13 protein-coding genes and 1 other annotated feature are annotated in these 13818 nt (G+C 29.3%); all 13 genes read left to right on the top strand.

The window, feature by feature from the left end; genetic code table 11:
* Positions 1 to 15 precede the first annotated feature (15 nt).
* Positions 16 to 903 carry a decaprenyl-phosphate phosphoribosyltransferase gene (locus tag KGF46_RS17065; RefSeq protein ID WP_227829843.1) on the top strand — a complete coding sequence of 296 codons (888 nt, stop codon included), beginning with the start codon at positions 16 to 18 and terminating at the stop codon, positions 901 to 903.
* A gap of 21 nt (positions 904 to 924) precedes the next feature.
* On the top strand, positions 925 to 1554 hold the full coding sequence (locus KGF46_RS17060) for an HAD family hydrolase (RefSeq protein ID WP_227829842.1): 630 nt from the start codon (positions 925 to 927) through the stop codon (positions 1552 to 1554).
* Positions 1555 to 1585: 31 nt separating this feature from the next.
* The gene (locus KGF46_RS17055) at positions 1586 to 2023 is read left to right on the top strand and encodes a COG2426 family protein (RefSeq protein ID WP_227829841.1); all 438 of its coding nucleotides are present in this window, start codon (positions 1586 to 1588) and stop codon (positions 2021 to 2023) included.
* Positions 2024 to 2265: 242 nt separating this feature from the next.
* Positions 2266 to 3633 (top strand): MATE family efflux transporter, encoded by a 1368-nt coding sequence (locus tag KGF46_RS17050; protein ID WP_227829840.1) that lies wholly within the window; start codon positions 2266 to 2268, stop codon positions 3631 to 3633.
* Positions 3634 to 3845: 212 nt separating this feature from the next.
* Positions 3846 to 5111, top strand: a complete 1266-nt coding sequence (locus KGF46_RS17045; protein ID WP_227829839.1) for a 30S ribosomal protein S1 — start codon at positions 3846 to 3848, stop codon at positions 5109 to 5111.
* Between the two features lie 117 nt (positions 5112 to 5228).
* Entirely contained in the window at positions 5229 to 5948 is a 720-nt protein-coding gene (locus KGF46_RS17040) for a phosphatase (RefSeq protein WP_227842972.1), read from the top strand.
* A gap of 20 nt (positions 5949 to 5968) precedes the next feature.
* A complete protein-coding gene (locus KGF46_RS17035; RefSeq protein ID WP_227842971.1) occupies positions 5969 to 6415 on the top strand; it encodes a hypothetical protein in 447 nt (148 codons plus the stop codon).
* Between the two features lie 156 nt (positions 6416 to 6571).
* Positions 6572 to 6816, top strand: a binding site (T-box leader).
* Between the two features lie 129 nt (positions 6817 to 6945).
* The gene (gene leuA / locus KGF46_RS17030; protein WP_227829836.1) at positions 6946 to 8688 is read left to right on the top strand and encodes a 2-isopropylmalate synthase; all 1743 of its coding nucleotides are present in this window, start codon (positions 6946 to 6948) and stop codon (positions 8686 to 8688) included.
* Positions 8645 to 9922: a 3-isopropylmalate dehydratase large subunit gene (gene leuC / locus KGF46_RS17025; RefSeq protein ID WP_227829835.1), complete on the top strand. Its 1278-nt coding sequence runs from the start codon at positions 8645 to 8647 to the stop codon at positions 9920 to 9922. The genes leuA and leuC overlap by 44 nt, the downstream gene beginning before the upstream one ends.
* Before the next feature lie 14 nt (positions 9923 to 9936).
* Entirely contained in the window at positions 9937 to 10428 is a 492-nt protein-coding gene (leuD, locus tag KGF46_RS17020; RefSeq protein WP_227829834.1) for a 3-isopropylmalate dehydratase small subunit, read from the top strand.
* Positions 10429 to 10434: 6 nt separating this feature from the next.
* Positions 10435 to 11505, top strand: coding sequence for a 3-isopropylmalate dehydrogenase (gene leuB, locus KGF46_RS17015; RefSeq protein WP_227829833.1), 1071 nt, complete (start codon positions 10435 to 10437; stop codon positions 11503 to 11505).
* A 308-nt stretch (positions 11506 to 11813) separates the two neighbouring features.
* Positions 11814 to 12329 (top strand): PaaI family thioesterase, encoded by a 516-nt coding sequence (locus KGF46_RS17010; RefSeq protein ID WP_227829832.1) that lies wholly within the window; start codon positions 11814 to 11816, stop codon positions 12327 to 12329.
* Positions 12330 to 12683: 354 nt separating this feature from the next.
* Entirely contained in the window at positions 12684 to 13760 is a 1077-nt protein-coding gene (locus KGF46_RS17005) for a pyridoxal-phosphate-dependent aminotransferase family protein (RefSeq protein ID WP_227829831.1), read from the top strand.
* Positions 13761 to 13818 lie beyond the last annotated feature (58 nt).

Below are 13818 nucleotides of genomic sequence, written 5' to 3'. Positions count from 1 at the left end.
AAGGGTAGTAAGTTTATGAAACAGACAAATACAATAATTAATCTTCTTACTAAAATTTCAGATTATATAAGATTAATGAGAATAAAGCAGTATATAAAGAATTTATTTATATTTGCTTCTATAATATTTTCAAACAATATACTAAATATAAGTCTATTGTTAAATACATTTATAGCTTTTGTGTGTTTTTGTTTGATATCATCATCAGCATATGCATTAAATGATGCTATAGATATGGATAAAGATAAAAAACATCCTAAAAAACGTAATAGACCAGTAGCAAGTGGAAGAATAAGTAAAAGAAGTGCGAATATATTATTTGTTGTTTTAGCTCTAATTTCAATTTGCTTGTCAACGATTATTAATTTCAAACTGACTATAATTCTCATTTTATATTTGATAAATAATATATTATATTCTCTTAAGTTAAAGAATATAATTCTATTAGATGTGTTTTCTATATCTCTTGGTTTTATACTTAGAGTTTATGCAGGATGTGTAGCTATAGATGTTAGATTATCAAACTGGATAATATTATGTACATTTTTTTTATCTCTGTATTTAGCTCTTGGAAAACGTAAAAAAGAAATAATAATTTTAAAAGATGATGCAGTTGAGCATAGAAAAATACTAGAAGATTATGATATAGAAAATTTAAATCAAATGATGATAGTTATATTAAGTTCTACAATTGTATGTTATGCATTATATTCTACAAGTAATCCAGAAAAGCCAGATATGATATTTACAACAATATTTGTAGTTTATGGTGTACTTAGATATAATTATATAATTAATAAAACAAATGAAGGAAATCCTACTGACATTGTACTAAAAGATAATGCTTTAAAAATAAACGTAATTTTATGGGTAATTGCATGTTTAATAATATTAATTTTTTAGTGATAGGGTGGGGAAATACTTATGAAAAAAGGTGTATTATTGCTCGATATAGATTATACTGTTATAAATACTGATAGTATGGTAGACTTTTTTATTTATTCTTTAAAAAATAAAACACTTAAGACTATTATAAAATTGCCATACATAATTTTTACTCTAATCATGTATTTGGTTAAAATAGTCCCTTTGAAAAAAGCCAAAGAGGCAATCTTTTATCCAATAGTAGATTTTAGCGAAGATGAGTTAAAAGATTTTTTTGATAGTTGTATAATGAAAAAAATTAATGAGTCTATGAAAAAAGTAATATATAAAAACAAAGAAGAACATAATGTTGTAATTATGATAACTGCATCTCCATATGCATATATGAAGTACTTTAAGTACTATGATTTTGCAGATGAGGTTATAGGTACGGAACTATTTTGTGAAAATTCAAGATACAAAAACCAATTTATTGGCGAAAACTGCAAGGGAATTGAAAAAATACAGAGAATAAATGCTGTATTAGATAAACTTGGAATTGAGATTGATTATGAAAATTCATATGCATACTCAGACTCCAAAAGTGATTTACCTATGCTTTCCTTAGCTAAAAATGCATTTTTGGTTAACAAGAAAAATGGTGAGGTTATAGAACAAATAAATTCGTAGCTTTATATCACTTAGAATAGGAGGGGATAGTTTGGGATATTTGCACATATTAATTTTGTCTATGGTTCCTGTAACAGAATTAAGAGGAGCCATTCCTATAGGCATTGCAATGGGCTTAAATCCTATATGGGTTTATGTATTTAGTGTGATTGGTTCTACCTTGGTATCAATTCCCTTGATATTGACGTTTAGACACATCTTGCAGTTTTTGAGAGGGAAAAAGTTATTTAAGGGACTTGCTAACACAATTGATAAAAAAATAAATTCAAGAATGAAGAAATTAAAAAGCGTTTCAATAATAGGTATAATACTATTTGTAGGTATACCACTTCCAACAACAGGAACATGGACTGCATCTGCGATAGCCTCAATCCTAAAAATGAGAATAAAAGATGCTTTTATAGGGGTATTTTTGGGCAATTTATTGTCTGGAGTTATAGTATCAGCCCTTTCTCTACATATAATATAAAACTATCCAATAGTATATTTGGATAGTTTTTTTATGAAAGTATGTGAAAAATATTTTTTATTTAGGCAAAATATTTAAATTCATTTGGTATTAAAATATTTACTATGATAAAAGAAATATAGTATAGTATTATTTATGAGGAAATTAATTTAAACTTGTCTATCAATAAAATAAAGTTTTTATATAAAATGTATTTTTAATAGTAATAGATTTAAATATTAAATTATTAAGGAGGTTTTAAGATGGAAAATTCAAATACTGATTTAGGTCGTGAGAATGTGGGTAAATTGCTTTTTAAATTGGCTACACCAGCTATTATTGCACAAATTGTAAATGTTTTGTACAACATAGTAGATAGAATCTTTATTGGTAGAATGGAAAGTGGAGAAGTTGCTATGGCAGGTGTCGGAGTAGCATTTCCTATAATAATTATAATAACTTCATGTAGTTATTTAATTGGTATGGGGGGAGGTCCTCTAGCTGCTATAAAAATGGGCGAACAGGATAATGATGGAGCAGAGAAAATAATGAGTAATAGTTTTTCTGTGTTAGTTATTTTGGCGATACTTTTGACTATAGGCTTTCAGATTGGAAAAGAACCCTTACTTTGGCTATTTGGAGCAAGCGAATCTACAATTGGATACTCAATGGATTATTTGAATATTTATTTAATAGGTACAGTATTTGTTCAAATTTCATTAGGTATGAATACTTTTATAAATACTCAAGGATTTGCGACAACGGGTATGATTACGGTTGCTATAGGAGCTTTGATAAACATAATACTAGACCCAATTTTTATATTTGGATTTGGTATGGGAGTAAAAGGAGCTGCATTAGCCACTATAATTGCACAAGGAGTTTCTGCTATTTGGGTATTGGTATTTCTATTTGGAAAGAAAAGTATACTTAAGATAAAAAAGAAATACATGATGCCTAAAGCAAGTATTATTTTACCGGTATTGGGGCTAGGAATTTCTCCTTTTATAATGCAATCTACAGAGAGTTTAGTGCTTATAGCATTAAATAGCAAATTACAGATGTATGGAGGCGATTTAGCAGTAGGTTCAATGGCAATAATGAGTAGTATAATGCAAATTCTTATGCTTCCTAACATGGGATTTACACAAGGGGCACAGCCGATAATAAGTTACAATTATGGTTCAGGACAGATTGATAGAGTAAAAAAGACCTTTAAGTTATGTTTATTGTCATGTTTTACATATTCTGCAATTTTGTGGATTCTACTTATGATATTCCCTACGGTTTTTGTCAGTATATTTAACAAAAATCCACAATTACTTAGTATGACTAGTTGGAGTATAAAAATATATTTTGCTGGTTCTTTTATGTTTGGAATACAATTAGCTTGCCAGCAAACATTTTTAGCGCTTGGAAAAGCAAAAATATCTTTAATTTTAGCTCTTCTTAGAAAAGTTGTGCTTTTAATACCTTTAATATTTATACTTCCAATGTTTTTTGATGAAAAACTTTTTGCTGTACTTTTAGCAGAGCCAGTTGCCGATATAACAGCAGCTACTATTACAGCAATTTGTTTCTTTATATTTTATAAAGGTTCTCTATCAAAACCTAAAGCAATACAGGAGTAAAATCTAAATAGTATAAGGTTTTTAGGAGCATATCTTATTAGATAAAAATTAAAATTTGTATTTTAATTTAAGAAGATATTTTTTATAATTTACAAAGATATAAACTAGAATTAAAATTTAAAATTATAGTAAGAAAAATGTAAGTATTTGCAATATTAATGGTATAATATTTACAGATATGATAATCAATAAGAGGAAAGGATGTTTATATAATGGAAAATGATTTAACAATGCAAGAGCTACTTGAGCAACAAGAGCAAGTGTTCAGCAAAGTGAAAGTTGGGGAATTGATAACTGGAAAAATAACTGCAGTGAGAAATGACGAAGTACAACTAGAATTAGGTTATGGGTTTGATGGAATAATACCTATAAGTGAATTAAATATAGAAAAAAATCAACCTATAGAAGATTTGTATCATATAGATGATGAAATAACTGCTATAATAACAAAAGTATCTCAAAAAGATGGAACAATAACTTTATCTAAGTTACAGTTAGATAGAAAAAAAGATTTTGCTGATTTACACAAAGCTTATGATGAACATAGAATAATAACTGTAAATGTTGAAAAAAATATAGAAAAAGGTGTATTTGCTAATTACAATACATATACATTTTTTATACCAATTTCTCAGCTTGACACAAAATTTATTACAGATACGTCTAAATTTGTTGGTCTTAACTTAGAAGTATATATAAAAGAAATGGATGCTAGAAAAAATAGATTTGTAGCATCTCATAGAGATGTATTACAAGAACGTATAAATAAAGAGAGAGAAGAAAGAAGAGTTCAAATTAAGGCAGAAAAAGAAGCCGAAAGAGCTAGAATTAAACATGAAAGAGAAGAAGAAAAAGCTCGTATTAAATTAGCTAAAGAAGAATTATTTAATTCTCTTGAAGTTGGTCAAAAAAGAGATGGTAAAGTAACGAAGATAATGCCTTATGGTGCCTTTATAGATATTGGTGGAATTGAAGGATTAGCACATATAAATAACCTAGCTTGGGCAAGAGTTGAAAGTGTTGAAGATGTTGTCTCTGAAGGCCAAGAAGTGGAAGTTTATGTATTAGATGTAAATCAAGAAACTAAAAAAATTGCACTAGCATTAAAAGATATAAACAATGACCCATGGGATTTAATAGCAAAAGAATTACAAGTTGATGATGTTGTTAATGCTAAAGTTCTTAGAATTATAGAAAAGGGAGCCTTTGTTCAAATCAAAGAAGGTGTAGATGCTTATTTACCAATTTCTGAATTGAGTGATACTAGAGTAGCTAAAGTTACTAATGTTGTTAATATTGGAGACGAAATTAAAGTTAAAATTCTTGATTTTAAACCAAAAACTAAGAGAATGTTAGTTTCAATAAAAGAGGCAACTAGAGAACCAGAAGAAGATATAACAGAGTTTTTAGAAGTAGAAGAATCTCTAGGAAGTATTGGAGAATTATTTAAAGATAAATTTAAAGACTTAGAAATATAAAATAATCAAAAAGGGGGGCTGTTTTAAAACATTACTCTGTCTATTTTGACAGCTTTAGTTTTAAAATAGCCCTTTAACTATCTACAAAATTTATATAAGATATTAGGAGGAAATTTAATGAAAAAAGCTATTATAGATGTACATTGTCATACTTTAATAAGTGGACATGCACATAGTACTTTTAAAGAAAACGTTGAAGAAGCAATTCAAAAAAATATAAAATATTTAGGTATATCAGATCATGGTCCTAATATGCCAGGAGGACCACATCCATTTTACTTCTATAATTTACATCTACTTCCACGTCAAATACAAGATTTAAAGATTCTTAGAGGTATAGAAGGAAATATCATGGATTATGATGGAAACTTAGATGTTCCAGAAGATATGCTACAACATTTAGATTATATAATTGCAAGTTTGCATAGACCTTGTATAGCTTCAGGTACAAAAGAAGAAAATACAAATGCTATTTTAAAAGTGATGGATAAACCTAGAGTAAAGATAATTGGGCATCCAGATGATAGTAGATACCCTTTAGATTATGAGTCTATAGTAAAAAAAGCAAAGGATAAAAATATTCTTCTAGAGATAAATAACTCTTCATTAAGTTTGAATTCTCATAGAACTGGAACTTGGGAAAATGCAAGTGAAATGTTGCTGTTATGTAAACAATATGGTGTAAGAGTTATTCTTGGTACAGATTCTCATATATGTTATTCTATAGGTGAATTTGAAAGTGCAGAGAAAGTTTTAAAATCAGTAAATTTTCCAGAAGAACTAGTAATAAATTATCATGAAGATGAAATTGTAGAGTTTTTTAATATAAATTTTTAGAGTTTTAGGAGTGAGAAAATTTGAGTAAAAATAAGTTTATCTATATGAATTATTATGACAATGGTTATTTCAAAAAGGGAATGGTTATAAATATGGTTTTAGCCCTTATAATCTTGGCCACAATTTTTATATATTCAACAACATTTTTGTATCTTTTATGTATAATAACAGCAGTTTTTCTTTTTAAACAAGGTCGTGATTTTTCAAATAGATATAAGGGAAAAGTATATCTTACTCTTGATAATCATTCAATATCAATAAATAATCAATGTATCTTCAGTATAAAAGCTAGAAAAAATCAAAAATTTAATTATAAAGTAGTAGAAAAAATAGAAGTGACAAAAAATATATTAAATGTATATGCTGATAATTTTAATTACAAAGTTAGATTAAATGCGTTGAGTTTGGAAGATGAAAAAAAATTATTGAGTATAATAGATGAAAAGATAAAAAAATTTAAGGAGTAATACCATACTATTTTTAATCGTTAGCATGATTTAGAAGATTGCTTGACAAAAATAAATAATAAAAAAATACAGATAATTATTTTTTTGTGTTGACAATACATTTTAATGTGTATATAATAACTATTAAATCAAAATATTTAGAAAATTTAAATGATTTAAAAAGCGATGAATAGAAGTAGTAAGAATCATGAAACTTCCAGAGAGCTAAAGTATGGTGTGATTTAGCAGTTGATAATTCTGAACTTGTCTAGGAGCTGTTTCCTAAGTTTTAAAATTTAGGTTAACCGTATTTCCACGTTACAGGAAAAATAGTTATTATAATAATTAGTAGTAACTATTACTAAGGGAGCTTTTTAAAAAGCTAAATAGAGTGGTACCGCGAGCAAAACCTCGTCTCTAGTTTTACTAGAGATGAGGTTATTTTTATTCTAATGATAAATTTAACATTTGTACTTATGAATTAAAAAGGGGAAGAATTGCGTCGATACAAGGTATACTGAATACAAAAAACAAAGAAGAGGGGGAATAACATGAAATATGGAAAGTATAAAAAATATAATAGAATGAAAATGACAAATCGTAAATGGCCAGATAATGAAATAACAAAAGCTCCAGTTTGGTGTAGTGTCGATTTAAGAGATGGAAATCAATCACTACCAACACCTATGAATGTAGAAGAAAAAGTCAGAATGTTCAAAATGATTTTGGATACAGGATTTAAAGAAATAGAAGTAGGTTTTCCATCAGCATCAAATACAGAGTATACATTTTTAAGAAAGTTAATAGATGAAAATATGATTCCAGATGATGTAACTATACAAGTACTTACACAATCCAGAGCTCATCTTATAGAAAAAACATTTGAATCAGTAAAAGGATGTAAGAAAGCAATAATACATTTATATAACTCTACATCTGTTCTTCAAAGAGAAGTGGTTTTTAATATGAGTAAACAAGAAATCATAGATATAGCAGTTGGGGGAGCAAAATTATTCAATGAAGAAGCAAAAAAATATCCTGAAACAGATTTTATTTTTGAATATTCACCTGAAAGTTTCACAGGTACAGAAATGGACTATGCACTTGAAATATGTGAGGCAGTTATAGATGTGTGGAAACCAACACCACAAAAGAAAGTTATAATAAATCTTCCATCAACAGTAGAAATGGCAACACCAAATGTATATGCAGACCAAATAGAATGGTTTTGTGAAAATATAAGCTGTAGAGATTCTATTATAATGAGCTTACACACTCACAATGATAGGGGGACTTGTACAGCGGCAAGTGAGCTTGGGTTATTAGCTGGAGCAGATAGACTTGAAGGTACATTATTTGGAAATGGTGAAAGAACTGGAAATATGGATATAGTAAATGTGGGTCTTAATCTTTATACACAGGGAATAAATCCAGAGTTAGACTTTAGTAATATCGATAAAATGATAGAAATATATGAAGATTGTACAAAACTTACAGTACATGACAGACATCCATATGCAGGAAATCTTGTACATTGTGCTTTTTCAGGTTCTCATCAAGATGCTATTAGAAAAGGTATGATAGCAATTAACACTAGAAATGATGGTTGTTGGGAAGTTCCATATCTACCAATAGACCCTCATGATATAGGTAGAGAATACAAAGAAATTATTAGAATAAACAGTCAATCAGGAAAAGGCGGAGCTGTTTATATAATGGAAACAGATTATGGTTTCATGATACCTAAAAATATGCATTCTCATTTTGGAAATGTAGTTAAAATGGAATCTGATAGAATAGGAGAGGAACTTAGTAGTGAATCAATATTTAACTTATTTAAGAAGGAATATATTGATGTTGAGAGTCCTTATAAAGTTAAGAAGTATAAGATAAAATCGATGGATGAAATAAATTATGAGAATGATGATTCTGATGATACTAATATGATTGAGATGACTGCAAGAGTAACCTATATGGGTAATGAACAAAGAATTGTTGGAATAGGAAATGGTCCTGTAGATTCATTTAACAACGCATTAAAACAATGTGGCATGAAAGATTATAAATTTAGATATTATTGGGAACATGCATTAGAGGAAGGTTCACATTCAAGAGGTGTAGCCTATGTTGGAATAGAACATAATGATAAAGTTTATTTTGGGGTAAGCATATCAGAAAATATAAACACAGCAGCTATTAATGCTCTTATGAATGCAATAAATAAAAGTTATATTGAGGAGGAAGCAGAAAATGGGGATGACTATGACGCAGAAAATCTTAGCGAAACATGCTAATTTAAATGAGGTTAAGAAAGGACAATTGATTGAAGCAAACCTAGATATAGTTTTAGGAAATGATATAACATCACCAGTAGCTATTAGAGAGTTTGAAAAGTTAGGAATTGAAGAGGTTTATGATAAGTCTAAAGTGGCAATAGTTTTGGACCATTTTACACCTAATAAAGATATAAAGAGTGCAGAGCAGTGTAAGTTTACAAGAAGTTTTGCAAAATCCAAAGGAGTGGTCAATTTCTTTGATGTAGGAGATATGGGAATAGAACATGTTCTTCTTCCTGAAAAAGGTATAGTAACAGCAGGAGATGTAATCATAGGTGCCGATTCTCATACTTGCACATATGGAGCATTAGGCGCTTTTTCCACTGGCGTAGGTTCAACTGACATGGGAGCTGGGATGGCTACAGGAAAATGTTGGTTTAAGGTACCTAGTGCAATAAAATTTGTCCTAAAGAATAAGCCAAATAAATGGATAACTGGAAAAGATGTGATACTTCATATAATAGGGAAGATAGGTGTTGATGGAGCACTTTACAAATCTATGGAATTTTGTGGAGATGGAGTAAGTAATCTATCTATGGATGATAGATTTACTATTTGTAATATGGCAATAGAAGCAGGAGCTAAAAATGGAATTTTTCCAGTAGATGATAAAACTATAGAATATATAAATTCACATAAGTGTACAACAACAGAAAAAGTTGTAAATGTATACGAAGCAGATGAAGATGCAATTTATGATGAAATATATGAAATTGACTTAGCTGAATTAAAAGAAACAGTAGCTTTTCCACATCTTCCTGAAAATACTAAAACAGTAGATGAGATTGAGAAAGATATAAAGATAGACCAAGTTGTAATAGGCTCTTGTACAAATGGAAGAATATCAGACCTTGAAATTGCAGCTGAAATCATGAAAGGTAAAAAAGTTGCAGATGGAGTTAGAGTAATGATATTTCCTGGAACTCAAAAGGTATATCTTGAAGCAATAGAAAAAGGCTATATTACTACCTTTATAGAAGCAGGAGCAGCTGTTTCTACACCAACATGTGGACCATGTCTTGGAGGTCATATGGGTATACTTGCAGCAGGAGAAAGGTCAGTTTCAACAACAAATAGGAACTTTGTAGGAAGAATGGGTCATGTTGATTCAGAAGTGTATCTTGCTAGTCCAGCTGTAGCAGCAGCATCAGCTATAACTGGAAAAATATCAAAACCATCAGAAATAATTTAAGGGAGGTAAAGTTTATGATTGCTAATGGAAGGGTTTTTAAATTTGGTGATAATATAGATACAGATGTAATAATACCAGCTAGATATTTAAATATAGCTGATTATAAGGAATTAGCAACGCACTGTATGGAGGATATTGATGATAAATTTGTATCTAAAGTAAAGGTTGGAGACATTATAGTTGCAACTAAAAATTTTGGGTGTGGTTCATCAAGAGAACATGCTCCAATCGTAATAAAAGAAAGTGGAGTATCATGTGTAATTGCATCAACTTTTGCTAGAATATTTTTTAGAAATTCTATAAATATAGGGCTTCCAATACTTGAATGTGAGGAAGCTGCTAATAGTATAGAAGAAGGCGATACTATAGAAGTGGATTTTTCAACAGGTGTAATAAAAAACATAACAAAAGGAGCAGAATATAAGGCAGAACCATTTCCTGAGTTTATGCAAAATATCATAACAAATGAAGGTCTAATTAACTCAATAAAGGTAAACAGGGGGTAATGGTGTATGAATTGTAAAATAGCAGTCATAAAAGGTGATGGTGTTGGGCCAGAAATTATAGAAGAAGGTATAAAGGTCTTAAATAAAATCTGTTATAAATTTAATCATAAATTTGATTGTGAATATGTATTGGCTGGAGGATGTGCAATTGATGAAACTGGAGAACCTCTACCTGATAAAACTGTTGAAATATGTCGAAAAAACGATGCGGTATTACTTGGAGCTGTTGGAGGTCCAAAGTGGGATAAATGTAAGGGAGATACAAGACCAGAAGCAGGTCTTTTAAAATTGAGAGAATCCTTAGGTTTATTTGCAAATTTGAGACCAGCAACTATATATGAAAGTATAAAGGAATCTTCACCACTTAGAGCAGATATAGTAGAAAAAGGCATTGATTTTGTTGTTGTGAGGGAGTTAACAGGGGGCATTTATTTTGGAAAACGTGGAAGAAAGATTATTGATGGTGTTGAAGAGGCTTATGATGTAGAGGTATACAATGAAAATGAAATAAGAAGAATTGGAAGAAGGGCTTTTGAAATCGCTAGAAATAGAAAGTATAAACTTGTCAGTATAGATAAAGCAAATGTGCTTGAAAGTTCAAGACTTTGGAGAGGTATTATGGAGAGCTTAGCTAAAGAATTTGATGATGTAGAGCTATCACATATGTATGTTGATAACGCTGCTATGCAAGTTGTAAGAGACCCTAGCCAATTTGATGTAATAGTGACTAATAACATATTTGGAGATATAATATCTGACGAAGCATCCATGGTTACAGGTTCTATAGGTATGTTACCATCTGCATCACTTCGAGAAGATAGCTTTGGAATGTATGAGCCAATACATGGGAGTGCTCCTGATATAGCTGGAAAAGATATTGTAAATCCAATTGCAACTATTTTATCTGTGGCAATGATGTTAAGACATAGCTTTAATCTAGAAGATGAAGCTAAATGCATTGAAGATGCAGTACAAAATGTACTTAGAAAAGGATACAGAACTAGTGATATATATAATAGTATAGGAACTGTTGTTGGGACAAAGAAAATGGGAGAATTAATAGTAAATGAAATTTAGAATTATAGTTTAATTTATATAATACAATTGGGTCATATAATTGGGGGAATTAGTAAAAAATTTATTGTGGCATAGTTTTATATTTAGGGTATAAGATATATTTTATTTTTAAAGCATGATGTGATTTTAGGTAATTTTAATTACATAAAATCATATTGTGCTTTTTTTAGAAAATAATACTTTGGATTAAGATTTTAATGCTGAAATAGCCTATTTTTGCTTATTAGAAATTTGCAGGGATTTAATTAATATTATATAATATATTTTAGTATTATGAATATTAAGTGGCTATCAATATTAGTTAGGAGATGGAGTTTTTGGGAAAGTATAAGGTTTTAAAAAAGCAAAATAGTAGTAAATCTTGTTTAGTTTGTGGAACACAAAATGAATTAGGATTAAAAGCAGATTTTTATGAACTTGAAAATGGAGAACTTGTATCAATTTGTAATACAAAAGATTGGCATCAGAGTTATCCAGGGAGAGTTCATGGAGGTATGTCTGCTGCAATATTAGATGAGACTATTGGAAGAGCTGTAAGTATAAATGATGACCAAATATGGGGTGTGACAGTATCTTTAGAATTGAAATATAAAAAACCAGTACCAACAGATGCTACTATAAGAGTAGTTGGAAGGATAACTAAAGAAAATAGAAAATTATTTGAAGGTACAGGGGAAATAATTTTGCCAAATGGAGAGATAGCAGTAACAGCAACTGGAAAATATATGAAGATGCCTATTGGTCAAATAGCAGAAGGTGATTTTTCTGATGAAGAATGGTTTTTTGCTGAATCAGAAGAAAAAGTTGAATATATTGAACTTTAAGTAATTACATATTTACTATGTCAAATGATATATCAAAAAATATAAAATTAAAAAATATAAGATAAAAATAACTTAGCTATACTTAAAAAAAATCTTATAATAGCGTTAAATTTATATGCTAAAAAAAATAATTTATATATTTAAAAAGTGTATTTTTTTTAGTACATAAATTCAGAAAATTCGAACTAATGATAAGGTGCAAAATGGATGGTTTCACAAAATATAGAAAATAAATTATATATAAAAAATAATTTTTATGTTGACATACTTAATTTAGCTTGATATTATAGATATTAAAAATAAGGACAGTAAACACACTATCCATATTACAAACTAAAAAAGGAGGGAATTATAATGAGTAAGAAATTATTTATTCCTGGTCCTATTGATGTTAGAGCAGAAGTCTTGGAAAAGATGGCTACACCAATGATAGGGCATAGAGGGAAAGATGCATCTATACTTCAAAAAAGTATAAGTGAAAAAATGCAAAAATTATTCTATACCAACAACACGATACTTTTATCCACGTCGTCCGGAACTGGTTTAATGGAAGGCTCCATTCGTTCCTGTACATCCAAAAAGGCAGCAGTATTTTCCTGTGGATCCTTTGGTGATAGATGGTACAAAATGGCAGTGGCTAATAATGTCCCAGCGGATATATTTAAAGTTGAATTAGGAGAGGCAACAACACCAGAAATGGTTGATAAGGTGCTTTCTACTGGAGAATATGATTTAATAACCGTAACTCACAATGAAACTTCAACTGGAATAAGAAATCCAATAGAAGAAATTGGAGAAGTTGTTAAAAAATATAAAGATGTGGTCTACTGTGTAGACACTGTAAGTTCAGCCGGTGGAATAAAAGTCGAGGTTGATAAGATTGGAATAGATATTTGTATAACATCATTACAAAAAGCACTGGGATTACCACCAGGAATGTCTATTTGCACATTTTCTCAAAAAGCAATCGATAGAGCTAAGCAAGTACCTTTTAGAGGAGTTTATTTTGATTTGTTAGAAATGTATGAATACTTAATCAAGAAAAACTACCAATACCCTTCAACACCATCTCTTTCTCACATGTTCGCTTTAGATTTCCAATTAGATAATATATTAGATGAAGGCCTAGATAACAGATTCAAACGACATGAAGACATGGCAAACTTAGTTAGAATCTGGGCTAAAAAACACTTCCAAATTTTTACCAATGAAAATCACTTATCCAATACACTTACTGTTATAGAAAATACTCAAGGTATTAGTGTATCAAATTTAAATTCAAAATTACAAGAACGAGGATTCCAAATAGCAAATGGTTATGGCAATTTAAAAGAAAAAACTTTTAGAATTTCACATATGGGTGACTATACTGTCGAAGATGTACAAGAATTATTAAATAATATTGATGATATATTAGGTTTTAATAAGTAATATTACAAAATTATGTGTATTTTAAGTTAAATTTAAAATATATAAAATAAAATGTGTT

This window comes from Clostridioides sp. ZZV14-6153, from assembly GCF_020657855.1.
Classification (GTDB): Bacteria; Bacillota; Clostridia; order Peptostreptococcales; family Peptostreptococcaceae; genus Clostridioides.
The sequence above is the reverse complement of the archived record's forward strand: the minus strand, read 5'-3'. Positions and strand labels throughout refer to the sequence as shown.